The organism is Streptomyces sp. LUP47B (assembly GCF_001746295.1).
Classification (GTDB): Bacteria; Actinomycetota; Actinomycetes; order Streptomycetales; family Streptomycetaceae; genus Streptomyces.
The window spans coordinates 84,459-104,065 of sequence record NZ_MJAH01000019.1; the positions used below are offsets into that span (position 1 = coordinate 84,459).

A 19,607-nucleotide genomic window follows, 5' to 3' on the forward strand; every position below is an offset into this window, starting at 1 on the left:
CGGGATGGAGACCGGGGCGGCGGGCTGTCCTGTCCGGGAGTGCCGCCGCCCCGGGCGTCGTCAAGCGGCTTGGCGGGCGGTGCGGAGTCGGGTCACGTACGCGGCCGGCGCGTCGACGGGGACGCGGCGGAGGCCACCGACCATGACGGACTCCAGTTCGCCGGTGCGGATGAGGGCGAAGCAGGTTGTGCGGCCGATGCGGAGGCGCCGGGCAGCCTCCTCGACCTTGAGGAGTACGAGGGTCGTGTCGTCGGCGGGGGTCGTGAGGGTGTGTGGCTCGTCCACGGCTCACTCCTGTGAGGCTGAGTTCATGGGCAGATGCCGCCGCACAAACCGCAAAATCCGCAGAAATACAGGGGTAGGTCGTTGACCTGCGGTGATGCAGCGTGCGAGCGGTGAGGGACGGCGCCCCGCAAAAATCCGCGATATTCCGCAAAAATCAGGGGCGGCCGACGGGCGGCCCCCGTGGCGGGGGTGGTGCTCGGCTTTTTTGCGGAATTTCGCGGGATTGTGCGGCGAGCCCCCGACCAGGGTGTGGCGGGGGTCCCGTCGCAGGTCAGCGGGGCGTCCGGGGGTTATTGCGGATTTTGCGGTTTGTGCGGGAGGGGTTGGGGCGAGGCCGGGTCACCGGCCGCCGTGGCGCAGGGCGGGGTGGGCCTGTAGGCGGGGTGCCGGGGGGCGTCCACGCTTGCCGGTGCGCTCGGGTTGGTAGGACCGCAGGTATCCGTGGTCTTCCAGGAGCGCGAGGGCGGGTTCGAGATCGGCGATGGTGGGGACCTCGCTGCGGGACAGGACGCTGAAGACGTCCCGTCGGCTGACGTCCTCCCACTGGTTGTCCCTCAGCGCGTCCAACACGCTGCGGGCGCGGGCCATGACCGGATCGGCGCCCATGGCGTCGAACACGGCGAGGGCGTGGGCGGTGTAGTACTCCCCCAGCTCGATTGCCGCGTTCATGGTCGCCTCGGTGACGGGGCGGGCGTAGCCGTTGCCGCCGTGTTCGGCGAGGTGCAGCAGCGCGGCCATGCGGGCGGTCGCTCCGACCAGTTTCCCGGCCCAGTCGTTGATGTGACCCAGCGTCCCGCCGCGTTCCTTGAGCCGCGGTTCGACCCGTTGCTGATAGGCGATCAGGGCCGCGTCCGCCTCGGGGGTGAGCTGGATGACGGCCGGGTCGGTCCAGTCCGCGAGGGACAGGGTGAGGTCGATGACCCGCGCGGCGTAGGTGGCGGCGGTCTGCTCGGGGACCGGATCGGTGATGACCTTCCGTTCGCCGACCGTCGACACCGGCAGCGAGTACAGGAAGCGGCCCAACAGCCCGCGCCCCTTCCCGCCCTTGATCTTCCCCATGTCGACCAGCACATCGGGCTGAACAGCCAAGCCCATGGTCAGAGCGGGCGCGTCCACGTACTCGCGGCGGGTCTGCCGGTTCACCCTCAACCGGCCCCCGGCATGCCCTTTGAGGAAGACCTCCATGTTGGGACTGCCCGAGTAGCGGCCCGCGATGATGTCGAAGATCCCGCCCTCATCACTCATCACCGACAACCGGCCGCCCTGTTCCGCGATCAGCGAGGTGACCGTCTCGGGTGTGCAGTCGTCGGCGAGCAACAGGGGTTCGGCCGGCACGGTGAGCGTGTCGGCAGTCTGCGCGAGACCGATAGCGGTGGCCCGCATCTCGTCGCGCTGGTCGCCGTCGGCGGACGCGGCCTTGGTGGCAGCCTTGTCCGCCGCTTCCTTGGCCAACCGCGCAGTCAACTCCGCTTCCACGATCACGGGCTTCATGGCGGCCTTGAGCTGCTTCTCCGCCTCATACAGCGGGTCGGTCAGCAGGGAGAAGACGGCGGACTTGCGGTTGCCGGGAGGAAGCGCGACCACCGTGTACAGGTTGGTCGGCTCACGCCAGTTGCCGCGCACATGGACCACCGACCGGCCGCCCGCGGCCGTGGCGAGCACGGCGAGGGCGACCGAGCCGCCAAGGTCCACCGGAGTCTGCGTCTCCTCCGCAACGGCCGCCACGAACTCCCCCAACCAGGCAGGGAAGACGTGGGCGGGGAACGGCGGACGCTCGCGGCGGCCGGTGAGAGGAATGGGGTCCTCCCACACCTCCGGAGCACTGTCGTCCTCGCCGGGCGGGTCTTGCAGGGTGGCCAGTCCGGCCCATAGGTCGGGGCTGTCCACAGGCTGTGGAGTCATGAGACAGCCCTCCCTTCGGTGGTGGTGTGCAGGCAGACGCCCACGAGGAAGCGGGCGGTCAGCCGGGCGACGGCGGCACGGCCCCGGGCGCGTTCGTGCTGCCCGCAGGCACAGAGCCAGTCCGCGACGGGGACGCCCTCGCACTGGATCTGAAGACCCGGAGTGATGCCGGTGACGGTGACCGTCTGCGGGTCCGAGCCAACGGCAGAAAGGACGCCCTTGCGGGCGGCGACCTTCGGCACGCCCACGCGCGGCCGTGGCGCGCCCTGTACGGCGCCCTGAGGGCTGTTCGTGGGGGTTCGGGATGCTTTGTTCATTCCGTGCGCTCCACAGCCGCCTCAAGGCCGTTGCCGACCGCGCGTCGGGCATAGGCCTCCGGGACGCCGACGGTGACGGCGGCGGTCACAATCTCCTCACCGATCACCGCGAGGCCGCAGGGTCCGGGGCAGTCAGTGTGTTGGGCGGCGACGAACCGGGCGACGCCGAACGCCTGTGATCCGGCGCCTGATTCGGTGCGGGCTCGTACGAGGGCGAGGCCGCGTTCCAGTCCGGTGCGGACGTAACGCTCGGTGTGGCGGCACCCGGTGGCGACCTCCCGCGACCACGGGGCGCGGGCGGGGAGAGAAGAGGCCACCCCGCGCCGGGCGGGGGTGGTGTCTTCCTTCACGACCAGGGCGCAGACGGCCGATGGCAGGGGCACCATGCGGCCGGAGCCGGGTCCCAGCCAACGGGCGTACTGCGTAAGCGACTTGATGTCGACGCCGGGCCGCACGGCGTTCGCCGACGGCATGGCGCCCTGGTAAAGCCAGTGCTGACCGCGTGTCGTCGGCACGGTCCGCGTTTCGGGGAGCGTGGCGCGGGCCCAGTCGACGGCCGCCGCGTTGTCGAGGTCGACGACGGTCAGTCCGGCCCCTCCCGGGTGGTAGGCGATCGCTACCGCTTCCCGCCACGCCTGCGCCCACGCGGGCGAGGTGAGGACGTGCGGGTCGATGGTCGCCGCCGCCCATGCGTGGCACGGCGCGGGGCACCGGCAGGGGCCCGCGGCCTTCATGTTGGGTCGGCCGCCGCAGGCGCCGTCCTTGCAGGAGGGGCAGTTGCCGAACGGAACCTTGCCGCGTCGCAGCGGCAGCACCGGGACACCGGCCGCCGCGAGGGCGAGAGCGGTGTACAGGTGGCTCCCGGCCGGGTGATTCTCAGCGAGGGGAAGCCGGGTCGTGCAGTCAGGTGTCATGCTGAAGGTCTCCTGTTCTGCTACGTCGGGATTCGGAGACCGTGGGCGGCGGGCTGTCCTTGTCCGGGAGTGACCGCCGCCCACGGGCGTAGCTACTGGTCGTTGGCGAGTGAGCGGGCGTACTGCTGACGGACGTAGGCGCGCGGGTCGCAGATCACGCCCGGCTGGTCCAGGTCGAGCAGGTACTGCGCCGCCGCGAGAGCCGTCTCGCCATCGTCATCGTGAAAGCCGTCGCTCTCACCCAGGAGCGCGATGCGGTCCAACAGGGCGGCCTTGCGCAGGTAGAACTCCCGACCCAGCTCGGTGAAGCACACGGCTTCAGCCAGGAAGCGTGCCGTCCAGCCGATCTCGCTGTTGATGCTGGGGGCGTTCGCGTACGCCTGTTCGGGGGTGGGCCAGTCCTGCGGGGTGGGGCGGTGGTCGGCGGTGAGGTAGAGGCGGGTGCGCTTGCCGTCCCGGGTCGGGTACGTGCGCACGTCACCCGCCATGAACGCGGTGGTGACGCGGTCGGTGTCGTCGGGGTCGCAGATGGCGCGAATCTCGAACACGAAGGCTCCTGTCAGCCGTAGAACTTGTTCCGCTTGATGACGGCTTTGCGGATGTTGACCGTCGTCCCGCCGCCGTGGCCGCTCGCGCTGAAGACCTGCACGGCGACCCAGCCGCCGAAGATGACGGCGGCGAGGATGATGAGCTGGTGAATGAGCGCGGCGAGCGCGGCAATGAAGGTGGTCAGCAGCACGAGTCCGCCGCACACGGCCGCGAAGCCGATGCCCCCGAGGGCGATGTTCACCGCCGCGCGGGAGACGGCCGGTTTGGTCGCGACCGGTTCGGGCTTGGCGGGCTCCATGGCGTACCCGGTGACCACGCGGCCGTCGGGAAGGACGATGCTCGTCACGGCCGGGATGCTGCCGGGTTGTACGGGCACGAGCGGCGCGGCGTGCGGTATCGGTGCGAGGGGCGTGGGGTGGTGAACCTCAACGGCCGCCACCTCGCCCCCGGCCGAACGGCCATACGTGGTGGGTTCGTTCACGGTGGTTTCCCTTCTAGCGGCCGATGTCGGCGAGGGCGCCGGTGACGGCGGTGACGAGCTGGTTGACGGTGTCGCTCGCGTCGGTGGCGGCGAGGTAGAAGCCGAACAGCGCGGCGACGACGGCCGCACCGGCACCGAGCGCGCGGAAGCGCAGCAGCGCGGCGAGCGCGGCGGCGAGGAGCAGAACGAGCGGGATGGTGATGGCCACGGGTCCTCCGGGGGTCAGCGGTGGGTGCAGGTGGGGTAGGCGGAGCCGCGGAAGCAGTGGTTGTACTCGTCGCGGGTGACACGGAAGCCGTGGTGGCGGCCGTCGTTGGTGGTGACGGTCAGCTGGTAGTGCCAGCCGTCGGCCTTGCGGTAGGTGGCACTGCGGTCGCTCACGGTCCCGGCCGGCCCGGGGGCGTAGTCGGGGCTGCACGCGGTCAGGGCCAGGACGGCGCCGATGGTCGCGGCGACGGCCGCGAGGGCTTTGCGCATGGCGGGGCTCCTTCGGGCGGTCAGCGGGTGCCGGCGCGGTACGTGCGGGCGGCGCGGTTGTAGATCCAGCGGCCGACGCGTATGCGCTTGCCGGTGGCGTCACAGCGGCGGCAGTCACGGCCGCGCTTGAGGTGTCCCTTGCGGTCGGTCTTGAGTTCGTGGCCCATGCCGTGGCACTTGCGGCAGTCGCCGAACGGGCTCAGCCAGCACTTACCGCCGTAACCGAGCGTGATGGCGAGTAGGCAGGCGATAGCAAGGAGGGGAAGGCTCATCAGGGGCCTCTCAGACGGGTTCTCGGGGGTTTCCGCAGGTAGGCCGCTATCTGCTAGCGACCTGATCAGAGGCGGTTTTGATTGCTAGCAGGGTTGCTACCGGTAGCGACGGTCGCCGCTACCGGTAGCAGGCTGTGAGACCTATCCGGCGTCCCGCTTTTCGTTGCGCTGCGTAATCGCGGTGGCGATGTCGTCGCGCTTGATGCCGCGCTTGTTGACCTGTTCGCCGTCGATGCGTCGGCTGATCTGCATCGTGCCGATGCCGAACGGCTTGAGCGCTGCGGTGAGTGCTTCGGCCTTGGGCTTGGCGTCCAGTTCGGCCCACGGGCCGTAGACGTCGGGGCGCAGGTCGGCGAGGCGGTCGACGATGGTCTCGGACCACACCTTGGCCTCGCCCTTGCCCAGCACCTGAGCGACGTCGTCCAGGATCGTCGCGGACACCTCCGGGGCCGGGGCCTCGCCGACCGCGTCGCCGGACAGCGTTCCCTCCGCCTCCCGCAGCGCGGCGGCACGGGTGAGGATGCGTTCGGCGTCGCGGCCGTCGGCGAGGTAGGTGCGCACGATCCCGGAGTCGTCCGACATGCCCTTGAGCAGGCCCACGCCCTTGTGGGACTTCAGCAGCTTGGACGCGTCCAGACCCTCGCTGTAGGAGCCGGCGCCAAGGATGACGTCGGAGACCTGGTAGGCGCCCACCCGCAGCGCGAACCGGGCCTGGTGCTGGTCACGCAGCTCCGAGGGGCACGCCTTGTCGTCCGGCTTCTGCGTCGACGTCATCACCGACACACCCACGGCCGGCGCGACCCGGGCGAGGTAGACCATCAGGGACAGGATCTCCTTGCCGTGCTCGGGGTGGGTCAGGTACTCCTGCACCTCGTCCACCACGAACAGCGTGAGCGGCATGTTCAGCTTCTTGTCCCGGCTGATCTCCGGGGTGAGCTTGCCCTCCGGGCAGACATGCAACGGCAGTTCGGACAGCCGGTGGTAGCGGTCCTCGACATCCGCCTTGAGTTCCCGCAGCGAGGTCAGCAGGTGCTGAACCGGGTCGAACCCGTTCTTGGGCACGATCCCGAACCCGATGCGGTGCGCGACCAGCGCGAACTTACGCCAGTCCGGCGACGCCTTCCCGTCGAACACGTACAGGCGCACGTACGGGTCCAGCGCGGCGGCCAGCGCGATCGTGCGGGCAGAGAACGTCTTGCCCTGCCGCGGCACGGCACCGACCAGCAACGACAGCCACAGCATGGTCGCCATGACCGGGTTGCCCCGCTCGTCCACGCCCCACGGGAACGGCTTCCAGAAGTCCACCCGAGTTGCCCCCAACAGCGGGGACTTGCCCGAGGGAACGGCGAGCGGGTCACGGTCGGCGATCCAGTAGGAGACCCGCCGCCCGCTCGTCTCGTCCTTGTCGAGGAAGAGCTGAGTGGGGGCGATGTCCATACCGGAGGCGAGCCGGGCGTGAGCCTTCACCGCGTCCTCGAACGTCTTGCCGTACGGCAGATCCACCACCACGCGCCAGCCGTCGCCGTCCCGGCCGATCGGCCGCGGGAAGGCGATGGTCTGATCCTTGGTGGTCAGCCCGGACGCCTCGTGGGCGCGGATGACGATGTCACTGGACAGCCGCCGCTTGCGGAACGTCACCTTGGCCATGTCGATCAGCGGCCGATCGGCCGGCGCCCCGACCGCCCCGAGCGTGGTGGTCAGCGTGGCCATGGCCAACAGAAGCAGCCAGGACGGGGCCATGACGTACAGGGTCAGGGCGGCGGCGAGGCCGATCAGGGAGGCGATCGTGGCGACGATGCCCCGCAGGCGGACGCGGTCGTTGCGCTGCCGCGACAGCTTCAGGTACTCCGCCGCGTCCTCGTTCGCCACCGACGCCAGGCGCAGGCCCTTGCCTTCGGCGTCGAAGACCCACCGGCCGATGGCCGTTGACCAGCGCCACGCCCCGCGCGGCGAGTACCACAGGATCATCGGGGTGTAGATGCAGGGCAGGCGAACGGCGTGGTAGCCGATCACAGCCGAGTAGTGCCGCACGGCCCACTTGCGCACGGCCGTTCGCTGGTCAGGCAGCTTCACCCAGTCCGGCAGGACCGGCATGCGGGCCTTGTCCTTGGCCTCCATCCACTCCGCGACCGACGGCGGGTAGACCTCACGCGGCGGGTCCACCGGCGCCCCGTCGGTCAGCCCTTCGGCCTCCGGGTCGTCGGTGTCGGGGAGTTCGGCCTCCCACTCCCCCGGCTTCACCACACCCTCGCCGACCGGCACGTCCGCGGCGGGGGTGGTCTTCTTCAGCGGGAACGGCAGTACCTCAGCCGTCCGATCATCGGTAGCCTCCGGGTCGTCCCGGGGCGGGAACTCAGGGTTTTCCGTCACGATGTACGTGCTCCTTCGGGAGTCGAAGGGTCCGGCCGACTTGCTGTGGAAGGTGGGCGGCCGGACCCGGGATTCGAGGTGGTTCAAGCGGCGCGCTGTTCCTCGGGAAAGGCGCAGGTCACACACATGCCGAGCGTGGTCGGGATGACGTATCCGGCATCGCGGCGACACTCGGGGCAACGACGGCGAGCGGCATTGGCCTTGGCCAGGGCCGCCCACCTCGCCGGGGTCATCGGCCGCACCGGCAGAGCGAGGTCGACGCGGTACAGGTACGCCGTCAGCGGCCCTCGCCGTCGACGCCGGCGCAAGACCTGAGCCGCGATCTCCTGACCACCCGGGCGCAACCCGCGGAGGCGGAGTTGGCGGCGGGTGGCGAAGCCGTCCGGCGCCAAGCGCCACGGGTAGGTAGGGATACCGAACGTGGTGCCGTCCGGGTCCCAAAACCGCGCGCTCACGCCACGCGCTTCCACGCGGCCCGAAGGCGGACCTCGGACGCGGAATGACCAGCCTGGCGAAACCGGGCAGCCATCTCGCGATACGACAGGGCAGGCGTCTCGCTGTGCGTGATCTCGTCAACCAGGGCGTCAAGGGCCGCGTCGGTGAGCGCGGGACCCGACTCCAGAGAGAGGGCGGGGACCGGTTCGGTGGGACCCCACACGGGGAGCTCCCAGCGGGGCGTGACGTCGGCTGTGACGCGGCTCGTCACGCTGGTCAGCGCCCTGCCGGTGTCCTCGCCCTGCCGCGTCTCCTCCAATGTGGACCACGCCCGGGAGAGGGTTTTGGCGGTCTTGGCCTGCACGCGTGCGACGCGGGCACCGGCCCCCGTCACGGCCGTCAGCCGGGTCTCCTCGGTCGCGGCGTCCGCCCGCAGCCGGGCACGCGCCACGGCCGCCTCATCCCGCGCCTCCTGCTGAATGCCCCGGATCGCGTCCAGGGCGGCGGTGGTGAGCGCGGTGCGCTCCCACAGTCCGTGAACTAGCCACAGGGCCTTCGCGGCGATCGGCAGCCACGCCACGGCCAGCCACGCGCCGGCCGACTGTTCGGCGGTCAGCGCGTGGGCGACCAGGACACCGGCCGCGATCAGACCAAAGAACCAGCCGACCCCGGTGACGATCCGGCTGTGGTCGCCCTGCGCGGCAAGGCGGCGTTCGTAGGCGAGGGTGGCCAGCCATCCCCCGTCGATGCCGAGTCCGACGACCAGGGCGACCGGCCACGGCACGGCCGTGCCCAGCCACATAATGACCACGGCCAGGGTGAGGACCATGGACACCGCCGTCATCGCGACCGCGGGCAGTACGGTCTTGGCCCTCATGCCGCTTCCCCCGTCCCGGCCCGGTGGCCGCGCACGGAACGCAGGAACGGCACGGTACGGGTCAGCGCGTCGGCGTACAGGGCGTCCCAACCGGCGATCTCGTCACCGGCCTCCGCCTCCGCGACCAGGTCGGCAAGGACGTCACGGGCCGCGTCCTCGCGGGCGGCACGCTCGCCGTCCGTCTCGAACTCCAGCGGGCCCCGGAACAGGTCGACGTCGATACCGAGCGCCAGTTCCGCGAACTCGATGTCGCCGTGCGCCTCTTGGCCGGCGACGAAAGTGCGCATACGCATGATGGGGTCTCTCCTCAGTGCTACGTCGGGAAAGGAGACCGAGCACGGCGGGCTGTCCTGTCCGGGAGTGCCAGCGCGCTCGGTACGCAGGCCAACGCCGCAAGAAGCGGCAGGCCAAGCGCCCCGGCCGGGAGTCGAACCCGGCCCGAAGACCATCGGGGCTTAAGCGAGGAACAGGCCCTCGCGAAGGTGCTGTGCATGTCAGATCAATCAATGCCGTCACCGCCCCGTAGGGCGGATCCGGGCAGGTCACCCGGCCCGACATGGGCGGTCGGGATGGTGACCCGCACCCATCGACCACCCATGTCCAGGTGGCTGGGTCGGCACCCTGTTGAGTTCTTGGTAGCGCTTGCTCCGGGCCGTGCATCCGGGCGCTATTGGTGCAGGTCAAGCAGTTGTCCCCTTGGTCCGGGACGACCCCTCGCTAGCTAGCTTGCACTAGTCTGCTGTGGTGCACAACCCTCAAGAGGTGATGCGCACTAGTTCGCTGTGGTGGGTACCCTCAAGGCATGACTGTCACAGGAGGGCCCAAGCCGAAGGCGGTGCAGGTCGCAGACGCGCTGCGCGACGACATCAAGAAGATGAAGCCGGGGGAGAAACTCCCCTCTCAGCGCGAGCTGATGGACCGCTTCGGGTACGCCAGCCAGACCATCCAGAACGGGCTAGCCGCGCTCAGGGCCGAAGGGTTGATCGTGTCCGCGGGGAACCTGGGCAATTTCGTCAGCGATGGGTCTGCCCCCAGCGGCGACGTACGTGATGACATCAAGGAAATCCGCTCCCAACTCCAGACGTTGACCGAACGACTCGAAGCGCTGGAAAGCCGCTCCGCACCGGGTGGCGCTTGATCTGCAACCAGCATGGGAGTAACGGAGTGTGTGAGGTAAGTGACAGCCAGGGGACGGCGAGGGGGAGGCGGGGACATGTCCAGTGACACCCCCCTGTCCCCTTCCCTGTCCCCCCTGCCCGCGCGCGAGACTCGGAGTAGGCACTCGGAGGAGGGCGCATGACTGACGACAGGCCCGCATGGGCGCGACGCATCGCTGCCGAACGACAGGCGCGCGACTGGTCACAGCGTGACGCGGTCAGGGCCCTGCGTGCGCATGCGCCGACGGAGCTGCCAGCAGAGGACAGCATGATTCGCCAGTGGAAGCGCTGGGAGTCTGGCCAAGCACCGAACGACTTCTATCAACCGATCATCGCGGCCGTGTTCGGGACGGTGACGCACGCCCTCTTCCCTGCGCCGTCTCGCCGGGATGGAGACAAGGAGATCTTGGCGGCGAGCGGCATGGAGACCCTGGAGATCGTGAGTCGTCTGAACCGTTCCGACGTTGACAGCGCGACGCTCGATGCTCTCCGGATCACCGCGGATCGTCTCTGCTCTGAGTACCCGTTCATGCCGAGCGAACAGCTCCTCATCGAAGGACGGCAGTGGCTCCGCCGCGTGGTTGACCTGCACACGAAGAGCCTCACCCTTGCCCAGCATCGCGAGGTACTCGCCCTGTCCGGTTGGCTCGCCTTGCTGGTCGGCTGCGTTGAGTACGACACGGGGGACCGCCATGCGGCCGAATCAACGCGGCGTGCCGCTCTGTCGCTCGCGACGGAGTCTGACCACGCCGAAGTGGCCGGGTGGGCACACGAGATGCGGGCATGGTTCGCCCTCACGACCGGCGACTATCGCGGGGTCATCGCAGCCGCGCAAGCCGGGGCAGAGACCGCAGCACACCACGGCGTCGCCGTGCAGCTCGCCGGCCAGGAAGCCAAGGCATGGGCACGACTCGGGGACCGTCGACAGGTTGAGGTGGCCCTCGACAAGGGGCGCCGGCTACTTGAGGGCATGCCGTATCCCGAGAACCTCGACAACCATTTCGTCGTCGACCCCGCCAAGTTCGACTTCTACGCGATGGACTGCTACCGACTGGTGGGGGAGGACCGACTTGCGCGGACACTCGCGGAAGAGGTTCTGCGTGCGGGAACGGACTTCGACGGTACGGAGCGGTCTCCCATGCGGAATGCCGAAGCGCGGGTCACTTTGGGGGTCACCGCAGCGCGAGAGGGCGACCTCGAACAAGCCCTCATCCACGGCGAGCGCGCCCTACAGGGCGAGCGTCAGTCTGTGCCATCCCTGATTATGACCAGTCGAGAACTCGCGGCTGTCGTGAGGAAGCGCTACAGCACCGAACCGGCTGCACAGGGATACCTAAACCGCCTGCAAGAACTCGGCAGGGATAAGCCGGGATTCCTGCCTTCCTGATCAGATAGAACGGACACGGACGGAACCCCACTTCGAGGTCGCACCGTGTCCGTTTCGCTTTCCCCAGCTCGCCGCAGGGCCCTGACATCAACGCCTAGCGACTGGCCTAGCTGTCAGTCGACGAGAAGAACGGCTTGGCAATGTCTCGAATAATGTCGCCTCGCCTGATCCTGCGAGCTCGCTCATTTGTTCCCGAGATAACGTCCACTCGATACTGCTCAGCAGTCTGGCCAAATACCTTCGGCTGCGCCCCCTCGGAGATACCGTCGACTTCCGCATAGAAAGTGCTCAGCTGCTTACCAAACGCTTCCACGTCACTGCAGTTCTCTGGGCCAAGATCTGACAGCTCTACCATTAGAGTGAACAGGTCATTCTTCTGCCACATTCGACTCGAACCGTCTACACTCAGACCTTCGATCAGCTTGGACGTTCGATCCAATTTATCTTCCACTTCACCCCATTCCGGGAATTCGTCATTGTATTGCTCAAGATAGGTCTCGTGTTCAACATCCCGGCTAAAGTACCCGGAGATCATAGTGATGATAAGAGTCAAGCACCACTTAATGTCATTCATTCGCCGGATATCAACAGCATTGAAGACTCGATGAGTGTCAAAGAACTGCCATTCACTCACGCCCTCCGCAGCACGCTTAAGCGCGCCATCAAATCGAGCGTGATTAACCTCCATCGCATTTAGACCGTAATTGGTGGAATTCATCCGCGTGAAGACGTTGCGAACATCTTGATCAGTTAGTTCGCCAAGGTCTCGAACTACGACGTCATAGTTGAGAAAAGCAAGCTTTACGCCGTCATCAAGGCTTTCATAGGAATCGATGGGCCCCAGCTTCAAATCCTTAGACGCAGTGAAATACTGATACAGGGTTGTGAGTCGCTGCTGACCATCAACGACCTGCTGATTACCCCGCCCAGTGGTCAGGTCGACATCCCCATCACACAAGAAGATCTCAGGAAAAGGAAGCCCTTCGAGGACCGTCCGAATAAATTCCTGCTTATGCTTATCGGTCCATACGAGTCGCCGCTGAAACTCGGGCTTAAGGATCAGACTTCCATCACTCACCGCAGTCAAAAGCTGGCGGATCTTCTTGTTAGTAGCAGTCGTCTTCACAGTTGGCTCGTCTCCTGACATGCCGCCACCGCGCGACACTGGTAGTTCTCCAGAGATTCCATTTCATTCCAAATAGCAAAGGTAACCCGGTACGGCCCGGCAACTCTGGCGCGCTGAAGAGATCGCCCAAGCTCCCATAGCTTTTCCTGGGTTGGAATAAGCGGTGAGCGAGGAATATCAGACAGGTGAATCGAACCCCAAAAATGGCGTAGCTTGAACATTCGCTCCTGGTCAGCCTTCCATATCCCCTTTTCTGACTGGAATGAGCGAACTTGACGCCAAAGACTTGTGTAAATTTCTGGAGAAACTACCGCGATGTCAACGTCGGACGTGTCACTAAAGGGGCGGTATCGCGCTTTCGGCTTAATGCTAAAACCCAGCTTCGCCGATCCTACGGTGTACACATCTCGGTTAGGGTGAACGCCGAGTGCGCTAGCCACGGCCTCGCGAAGCATTGCATGCGTTGCGCGATCAATGGCTACACAAGACCCATGAGTCAAAAACTCACGCACTACGGGGAGAGGGCCATCATGCCTCTTTAGCCCTTCCTGGAATTCAACCAACGCACGACTAATTGCGCTTTCGAGCTCGCTATCATTCGCGGCGCTCAACAGGGCCACCCCGTTCAATTGACCAGTGCAGGCAATCGTGTGCAGCAGTAAAGCTTTCGCTACTGGCACAGTTGAGCAGTCTAGCCCTTCATGCCTGAATCTGGTGACGTCGCGTTAGAAGTTACGCGCCAGTAGAAATTCAGGCGGAACATCCCGATTTACGCAAAGTCGGACTTCAGTGACCGCACTGTCCGTAGTTCGCATCGGGATGTACGGCCGTCACTGGCCAGGATCTCGTCTCGCCAGGCCCGTTCGGCAACCGTTCGTTGTCCTGGTCTTTGTCCAGCGCCCGTACGGCCGCCACCGTTCGCTGCCGTACGCGCATCCCCTCTGACCTGCACCGCGAACGTCTACGAACGCCCCCGGATGGCCGCGCGGACAGTTGGAAAGCGTGTTGGAGGCAACCTCTCAAGACTTCGAATCTCGTATGCAGCCACCCCAGGGCTGGACCGCATCAAGCGGCCAGGCCCTGGGCGTCGGTCGTTGTGTCTGTCGTCCGGGGTACCTGTGGGGCGCTGCCGAGCCACATGCCGGCTCCGCCCGAGTGGGTGCTTAGGCCTCCTTCTGGGCAAGGCCGGCATCCACGGCCTCCGATGATCCGGCCCAGCCATCCTCCGTTGGCCAAACAGACGCGATCCCCTGATGGTCAAGCAGGCGCACGTACACATCACCGATGGGCTCGGTGAACAGAGCCATACGGCGCGGCTGAGCATCCGCTGAGTACAGCAGGAAGGCATACGTGGCGAGTTGGCCAATTGCCTCCCGCACGGCGTGGCTGACGTTGCCACGGCGGACCACCTTGGCTTCGATCAGCCAATCGTCACCATCGCGCCTGGCAACCAGGTCGCGAGGGTGGACGTTCGTCCCGGCAGTGAAACCGGCCTCGGCAAGGAACGTCCCGTAGCGCTTGACGAGCGTCTCGTGCTTTCGGCTCTTGGTGAGCTCTCGGGCGGTGATCTTTTGGATGTACTCGTCATCGTTCTTGGGGGCAAAGTAGAGGAGCGGGTCTTGCTCGCCCTCGTCCTTCGGCTTGATTGTGGTAATCACGTCTCGCGTGGTGCTTCGCAGGTCCTCGCGCAGGACCAACGCGTCCTGGTACAGCTGGATCATCTTTCGAAGATCGAGCTTCAATCCCTCTTCCGTCGGCAGAGCATCAACCTCGTAGACACGGGCGAGGATGTTGCCTGCCTCGTAAGCTCGCGGCAGACCGGACCGACCACCCAGGTTGATTACATCTTCCAGCCCACTGCTCAGATCTTCTGGGAAGGCACCTCGAATGGCCTCGGCCTCGCTCCGGAGACGCTGTTCTGCCTCGCGGGCGCCAAACGTCTCGCGCAACTCCGTGACGCCCTGGTTCAGACTGAGCGAGACGGTCTGCATGTCCTCAGCGAAGAGGTAGACGAGGTACATGCCGCGCGTCGCCGTGTTCGTCTCGTCGGGATCGAAGAACGCCGCCCAAGGACAGAAAGCCCCCGCGCCGTTCCCCGCGCTTCCTTTGATGATGTAGCTCGCGGGTACGTACGGCTCGAAGACCACGGGCGCTGACCTCAGTAGCCTCGCGGCGGACGATCCTGTCCCAGCCGTCCGGTCGTACGTAGTGCCAACCTCGTGGAAGTACTCGCGTAGCGTCATGTCGAGGATCGTATGTGGCCCCACTGACACTAGGCCCTCCCCTGCCGACTCACCCTGAGCGATGGGGCGTTGACGGCCATGCTGGTCAAGTCACGATTGAGAGGCCAGGCTTGGGGCCTGTGGCATCCGGTCCGGCGCAGGAAGCGTGGCGCGGCGGTGGGGCTAGGCGCAAGGCCGCCGCCCCAGTGTTAGGGCGCGGGCGGCTGGGCTTGAGAAGCCGAATTCGTCGAAGTGCGGGCCGTATTGGAGACGAACTTCATGTCATCGGGGTCGCTGCGCCGCAGTACAAAGATCTTGGCCAGAGCAAGGAGACTGGGCCCGCACAGGAGGGTGGCGAGCCACCAAGCCTCTTGCGCGACGTAAACGCCGGCACCCAGCATCGCAATGGCCACGACAGCACCAACAACGAGTCCGGCCATGTGCCGGCTGTGCCTAAGCTGCTCCTGCCTGTCTCGGGCCGCACGCTCAGCTGCTGCCGCCCTTTCGTGGGCCTCACGCTCGGCTGCTGCTGCAGCGGCCGTATCTGCGCGCTCAGCTGCTTCGCGCTGCATGTCTAGCCGCTTCATTAAGGTCAGGTGGTCACGCTTTAGCTGCGGCTCAAGGGCTTTGAGAGCGATCTCCAGTTTCTCCGGGCCGAGGACCTCACCCCACTTCATAGCGATGTCCATACCCGCCGACAGAACGGGGTCCTGGCGCGTCGCGGGCTGCGGGGTTGGCAGAGTGCCGCTGTCGTCGAGGCTCACTGCCTAGCACCTCCATCGCCGCTGGAGACGGGTTCTTTGTCGAGCTCGATGGGGTTCGGCGGTGGGCCGAGACTAAGGAAGAGGCGTGCCAAGGCGTGGTCGATGGTCTTCCTAGAATCAATGGCTACAACGGCCGCCTCATCCCGCGTGAGGGGCTCCTCTTCTTCCCGGGCGCTCCGATCGGCCCCGGCGGGCTGAGCCGGGTGCTCGTCAACCGGCGGCGAACTGACCGTGCGGGCTTCCTCGGCCAAATAGGTACGACTGACACCAGGGACCCAGACCCAAGCCTCCCCTCGGTACTCCTTTTCCTCGACAGGGACCTGCCGGAACTCCTCCGGCCCAATGACCGTGGACCCGCCCTGCACGGCATCACGGAAGACGGTCGCCGACACGGCGACGGCCAGGGAGGCATCCGGTGCCACCGCCATGGCGTTTCGCAGGGCTGCGCAGTTGAGGATGCGACCAATCTCGACCAGAGCCAGTCCGTTAAAACCGTTGGCGCCCAGCGAGACCGAACCGACGTGGACGGCCACCCTGAGCCGCAGCCTGGCCTGCGCCGTTCGGTCGCGGTTGAGGGCGCGTAGACCGGCGTACAGCATGACCATGAAGTCGCCGAGCAGCGCGGGATAGGAGACGGTCTCGGGTAGGACAGCGAACAACGAGTCCCCACCTTCCTGCATCGACCATCGTGCGCGGTTCAGCCCGGCGCCGTCGGCTGCTTCGTCAAGCAACCGTGTCATCTGCTCGCGGAACTGGCGCTGCATCGTCTTGTCGACACGGCCGTACCCGTGCACGTCGACCGCCAGCAGAAGTCGGCGTCCGAACGCTCCCCGGCCGCCCGGCCCATCCACACCTTCGGCTGCCATGACACCTCCCGCTATGTGCACTTCAGGGAGGAGGCACCATGCCAATCAAACTCCCTAGAGGTCACCGAACTTTCCATAGGCCAGACCGGCCCTGCGAACACGTGCGCCAGCACTGAAGTCGTACCCCCGCCCATCCCGGAGCCTCGTCCGCACGTCGTAGGAATGCACCTCATTGCATCGCCTTCTGCAGCCGTTCGCAAGGAACCATCGAGAACCCCTGCAGCAAGCGGTATTGGTCCACCAAGCGACAGCGGCCGTGGCTAAGCTCGACCGCTGGATCGCTGGACGAGGAGCGCCGGGAGGCGGAGCGCCGGCGAAGTCAGGAAAGGCGCCCATCCCCGCACCAATTGCTCGTCCAGTACGGCCTCAACCGGCAGAACGTCGACGCCGTGCACACCGGGGACTGTTGGGTGGCATGCCAGAGCGAGCGGTGCCGCACAGCGACCCGCGCGCAGACGCTCGACGCGCTGCGCCAGCAGGTGAAGGCGCGCCCGTGCTGCCGGCCGGAGAGCGCACTCGGCTTCCTGGAGCCGGTCGCGCCCGTCTCAGTTTCCGTCTCGTTCATCCCCGTCCGAGGCTGTCCAGAGTCGTTCACTGTGTCTCGGTGATCACAGCATCCGTACGGGCCTGAACGCCACCGAACCCGTCCGGATCGACCTCTGACCAGCACAGACAAACCTGCAAAGCGAGTTACGCGGGTTCGATTCCCGCCACGGCCTCTGTTGTGGGAAGGGGCGGCATCCTGTTCAGGGTGCCGCCCCTTCGGCTGTGCCGCGTTCTAGGCTTGCGGGCGGTAGTGGTCGTGAGTGAGGAGTGCGGGCGTGGTCGAGAGTGTGGCGGAGCCTCCCTTTGCAGATGCCCTGCGGGCGGACGACGCGCCTGGTCCGCATGTGCTGCTCGAGCCCGTGCTCGGGTTCCTGGGGGTGTGGCGGGGGCAGGGACGAGGTGGGTATCCGACGCTCGACGATGACTTCGCGTATGCGCAGGAGGTCAGTTTTCGGCACGATGGACGTCCCTTCCTCCGGTACGAGGCACGGGCCTGGCTGATCGACGGTGATGGCGCGCCGTTGCGGCCCGCGGCGCGGGAGAGCGGGTGGTGGCGGCTTCAGACGGACGGCCGGGTGGAGGCGCTGGTCAGCCAGCCCACCGGCATCACGGAGGTCCTGGTCGGACATGCACAAGAGGGCGCGGTCGATCTCTCCACGCACTCCGTGGCGCTGACGCCCACCGCCAAGGACGTGACCGCCACCCGTCGCCGCTACACCCTCGCCGACGCCGACACTCTCGACTTCGTCCACGACCTCGCGGCCGTCGGGCAGCCCCTGCAGCACCACCTCTCGGCGACCCTGCGCCGAGAGGTCGGTCAGAGCACCCCGCCCACCTCGTCCTGGAACAGCTCGGTCCAGTAGTGCCAGTCGGCGTCCGTCGTCGTGCCCGTCGGGTCGATGGTGGACAGCGCCCGGACCATCGTCTTGGCGACCTGGACGTACAGCGTGTTCGTCAGCTCGTGGGCGAGCGACTCGTCTATCTGACGCTCCCGGTGCAGGAGCCAGAGGGTGAAGGCGAGGGTGGAGATGTCGGTGTTGAGCGGGTGGAGGGTCGCTTCCCGCTCGCTCCAGTTCAGGACCGCGCCCGTCTCGCCGTCGACCACCAGGGTGTTGTCCTCGATCAGATGGCCCAGGACGATCAGGTGTTCGGCGCGGGGCGGGAGGGCGACCAGCTGGCCTGCCCGGTGCTCCGCGAGCGTCGGCAGCGGGGCGTCCGGGTCGGTGTGGAAGAGGACGGCGTCCTCGGGCAGGCCCGTCTCCGCCAGGAAGCGGCGGGTCGGGGCGTGCGTGAGCGTGGACGGGAAGTCGATGTCCTCGAAGCGGACGACGTGACTGCGGCCGAACTCCTGGTCGAGGAGGCGCGGCGGGAGGTCCACGGCCAGGCCGGACGCCGTGCCCGGACCCGCCACCAGGGCCAGGGGGCGGATCAGGGCAGCGATCTTCCAGAACGTCGGCACCTCACCGCCCGTGCCCTCCTCGAACACCGTCAGCAGCTGACGCGTCGCCTCCTCCACGGCCGAAGGACCGAAGCGGCCGGCGTACGCCGCGAACTGGCCGCGCACCTCCGTCAGTTCGTCCGTCGCGGTCGCGAAGCGGACCAGGGTGGGGAGCGAGGGGGCCAGCGGGGTGCGGTCCATCAGGTCCGGGCGGGCGTGGAAGAACGCCGTCGTCGAGACCTCGCCCGTGACGCCGTCGAGCAGGACCGACTCCCGCTCCCTGCCGTGCAGATCCGTCAGACCGCCTATCACCAGCTGGTCGCACAAAGCCTCGTTGACGCGTCCGCCCGCGTCGGCCGTCGCGTCCGCCACCGTCCGCAGGCCCTCGCGGCGCAGCTCCTCGAAGGTGAACAGGTCGCTGTCGCCGGGCAGTCCGGGGCCGCTGAGCCAGCGGCGGGTCGACACATGTGAGATGTACGGCTGCAGTTCGTCCTCGGTCAGTCTGATCGCCGCTACAGCGGCATCGGTCGTACTCATGGCTCCCCCGTGTGCTTCGTACGCAGTCCCCTGGCCGGGCACGGCACGGCTAACCCGTCGGGCCTGCGCTCGTCCCCCACTGCTCGAAACACTACGCGCCACCACTGACAACGCCCCCGTACCAAGGAGACGTCAGAGCACCCTCGCGCGTTCCCGCCCCGCGAGAATCGCCTCCACCGTCCGCGCCGGGGTCAGTGCGGAGGTGTCCAGCCACAGTCCGATCCGCGGAGTCGACGTCCGCAGCGCCTCGTCCAGCGCGGGGATCGTCCAGGCCTCGCCGTCGTAGCCCGTCTTCGACCGGCCGGCCTCCCGGGCGGCCACCGTTGCGGGGTCCGGTGCCAGGACGACGACGTACAGCGGCCGGGTCCGGACAAGACCGACGTACGCCGTCAGGTCCTCGCCCAGCACCACGTCCTGTACGACGGCCGTGAACCCGGCCTCGGCGTACGCGTCCGCCGTCGCGGCCGACAAGCGGTACCGCAGACGGAGTTGGGCCGAAGCCTCGCCGGAGGCGCCGGGCACGTACTCCGCACGCCCGGACACGATCATCCGCCGGAACACATCCCCCCGGACGTGCGCCGCCCTCGGCAACCGCTCGGCCAGGGCCTGAGCCACCGTCGACTTCCCGGCCGCCTCCCCCGCTGCCTAAAGGGCGCGGGAGGTGCCCCCATCACCGGTGACCAAC

The 19,607-nt window shown here is 67.2% G+C and carries 23 protein-coding genes and 1 pseudogene; 4 read left to right on the plus strand and 20 right to left on the minus strand.

Annotated elements, in window-relative coordinates; translation table 11 throughout:
- Positions 1-60 precede the first annotated feature (60 nt).
- The 13 genes from BFN33_RS40955 to BFN33_RS41015 form a co-directional block, all read right to left on the minus strand.
- Positions 61-285: an excisionase family DNA-binding protein gene (locus BFN33_RS40955; RefSeq protein ID WP_069765302.1), complete on the minus strand. Its 225-nt coding sequence runs from the start codon at positions 283-285 to the stop codon at positions 61-63.
- 339 nt (positions 286-624) lie between these two features.
- Positions 625-2,187: a YfjI family protein gene (locus BFN33_RS40960; protein ID WP_370743363.1), complete on the minus strand. Its 1,563-nt coding sequence runs from the start codon at positions 2,185-2,187 to the stop codon at positions 625-627.
- Positions 2,184-2,504 (minus strand): hypothetical protein, encoded by a 321-nt coding sequence (locus BFN33_RS40965; RefSeq protein ID WP_256123011.1) that lies wholly within the window; start codon positions 2,502-2,504, stop codon positions 2,184-2,186. Before BFN33_RS40965 ends, BFN33_RS40960 begins: the two co-directional genes overlap by 4 nt.
- Positions 2,501-3,418 (minus strand): bifunctional DNA primase/polymerase, encoded by a 918-nt coding sequence (locus tag BFN33_RS40970; protein ID WP_069765305.1) that lies wholly within the window; start codon positions 3,416-3,418, stop codon positions 2,501-2,503. The genes BFN33_RS40965 and BFN33_RS40970 overlap by 4 nt, the downstream gene beginning before the upstream one ends.
- 92 nt (positions 3,419-3,510) lie before the next feature.
- On the minus strand, positions 3,511-3,966 hold the full coding sequence (locus BFN33_RS40975; protein ID WP_069765306.1) for a hypothetical protein: 456 nt from the start codon (positions 3,964-3,966) through the stop codon (positions 3,511-3,513).
- 11 nt (positions 3,967-3,977) lie between these two features.
- Entirely contained in the window at positions 3,978-4,448 is a 471-nt protein-coding gene (locus BFN33_RS40980; RefSeq protein ID WP_069765307.1) for a hypothetical protein, read from the minus strand.
- A 13-nt stretch (positions 4,449-4,461) separates the two neighbouring features.
- Entirely contained in the window at positions 4,462-4,656 is a 195-nt protein-coding gene (locus tag BFN33_RS40985) for a hypothetical protein (RefSeq protein ID WP_069765308.1), read from the minus strand.
- Between the two features lie 14 nt (positions 4,657-4,670).
- Positions 4,671-4,925: a hypothetical protein gene (locus tag BFN33_RS40990; RefSeq protein ID WP_069765309.1), complete on the minus strand. Its 255-nt coding sequence runs from the start codon at positions 4,923-4,925 to the stop codon at positions 4,671-4,673.
- Positions 4,926-4,945: 20 nt separating this feature from the next.
- Positions 4,946-5,197, minus strand: a complete 252-nt coding sequence (locus tag BFN33_RS40995) for a hypothetical protein (protein WP_069765310.1) — start codon at positions 5,195-5,197, stop codon at positions 4,946-4,948.
- Positions 5,198-5,338: 141 nt separating this feature from the next.
- The gene (locus tag BFN33_RS41000; protein ID WP_069765364.1) at positions 5,339-7,567 is read right to left on the minus strand and encodes a cell division protein FtsK; all 2,229 of its coding nucleotides are present in this window, start codon (positions 7,565-7,567) and stop codon (positions 5,339-5,341) included.
- Between the two features lie 83 nt (positions 7,568-7,650).
- Positions 7,651-8,022: an RRQRL motif-containing zinc-binding protein gene (locus BFN33_RS41005; protein WP_069765311.1), complete on the minus strand. Its 372-nt coding sequence runs from the start codon at positions 8,020-8,022 to the stop codon at positions 7,651-7,653.
- On the minus strand, positions 8,019-8,879 hold the full coding sequence (locus BFN33_RS41010) for a protein spdB (protein WP_069765312.1): 861 nt from the start codon (positions 8,877-8,879) through the stop codon (positions 8,019-8,021). Before BFN33_RS41010 ends, BFN33_RS41005 begins: the two co-directional genes overlap by 4 nt.
- Positions 8,876-9,166 carry a hypothetical protein gene (locus BFN33_RS41015; protein ID WP_069765365.1) on the minus strand — a complete coding sequence of 97 codons (291 nt, stop codon included), beginning with the start codon at positions 9,164-9,166 and terminating at the stop codon, positions 8,876-8,878. Before BFN33_RS41015 ends, BFN33_RS41010 begins: the two co-directional genes overlap by 4 nt.
- 515 nt (positions 9,167-9,681) lie before the next feature.
- Here BFN33_RS41015 and BFN33_RS41020 point away from each other — a divergent pair.
- The gene (locus tag BFN33_RS41020; RefSeq protein WP_256123012.1) at positions 9,682-10,017 is read left to right on the plus strand and encodes a winged helix-turn-helix domain-containing protein; all 336 of its coding nucleotides are present in this window, start codon (positions 9,682-9,684) and stop codon (positions 10,015-10,017) included.
- A gap of 158 nt (positions 10,018-10,175) precedes the next feature.
- A complete protein-coding gene (locus BFN33_RS41025) occupies positions 10,176-11,423 on the plus strand; it encodes a hypothetical protein (RefSeq protein WP_079141292.1) in 1,248 nt (415 codons plus the stop codon).
- 106 nt (positions 11,424-11,529) lie between these two features.
- Here BFN33_RS41025 and BFN33_RS50755 read toward each other — a convergent pair whose 3' ends face one another.
- The 5 genes from BFN33_RS50755 to BFN33_RS41040 form a co-directional block, all read right to left on the minus strand.
- On the minus strand, positions 11,530-12,549 hold the full coding sequence (locus tag BFN33_RS50755) for a DUF262 domain-containing protein (RefSeq protein WP_176742600.1): 1,020 nt from the start codon (positions 12,547-12,549) through the stop codon (positions 11,530-11,532).
- Positions 12,546-13,229, minus strand: coding sequence for a hypothetical protein (locus BFN33_RS52835; protein WP_141758045.1), 684 nt, complete (start codon positions 13,227-13,229; stop codon positions 12,546-12,548). Before BFN33_RS52835 ends, BFN33_RS50755 begins: the two co-directional genes overlap by 4 nt.
- Positions 13,230-13,712: 483 nt before the next feature.
- Complete coding sequence (locus BFN33_RS41030; protein ID WP_176742601.1) at positions 13,713-14,696, minus strand: MrcB family domain-containing protein; 984 nt, start codon at positions 14,694-14,696, stop codon at positions 13,713-13,715.
- 284 nt (positions 14,697-14,980) lie between these two features.
- Complete coding sequence (locus tag BFN33_RS41035; RefSeq protein WP_069765315.1) at positions 14,981-15,535, minus strand: hypothetical protein; 555 nt, start codon at positions 15,533-15,535, stop codon at positions 14,981-14,983.
- Complete coding sequence (locus BFN33_RS41040) at positions 15,532-16,401, minus strand: hypothetical protein (RefSeq protein WP_069765316.1); 870 nt, start codon at positions 16,399-16,401, stop codon at positions 15,532-15,534. The genes BFN33_RS41035 and BFN33_RS41040 overlap by 4 nt, the downstream gene beginning before the upstream one ends.
- Before the next feature lie 410 nt (positions 16,402-16,811).
- Between BFN33_RS41040 and BFN33_RS54885 the strand changes: the two genes are divergently transcribed.
- Positions 16,812-17,009 (plus strand): hypothetical protein, encoded by a 198-nt coding sequence (locus BFN33_RS54885; RefSeq protein ID WP_256123018.1) that lies wholly within the window; start codon positions 16,812-16,814, stop codon positions 17,007-17,009.
- A 213-nt stretch (positions 17,010-17,222) separates the two neighbouring features.
- A complete protein-coding gene (locus BFN33_RS41050) occupies positions 17,223-17,810 on the plus strand; it encodes an FABP family protein (RefSeq protein WP_069765318.1) in 588 nt (195 codons plus the stop codon).
- Here the strand turns inward: BFN33_RS41050 and BFN33_RS41055 are convergent.
- Both BFN33_RS41055 and BFN33_RS41060 read right to left on the minus strand, forming a co-directional pair.
- Positions 17,765-18,922: an SUKH-4 family immunity protein gene (locus tag BFN33_RS41055; RefSeq protein WP_069765319.1), complete on the minus strand. Its 1,158-nt coding sequence runs from the start codon at positions 18,920-18,922 to the stop codon at positions 17,765-17,767. The two genes, BFN33_RS41050 and BFN33_RS41055, sit on opposite strands and share 46 nt — an antisense overlap.
- 132 nt (positions 18,923-19,054) lie before the next feature.
- A pseudogene (locus tag BFN33_RS41060) lies at positions 19,055-19,555 on the minus strand (AAA family ATPase); the annotation flags it as partial.
- Positions 19,556-19,607: the final 52 nt, after the last annotated feature.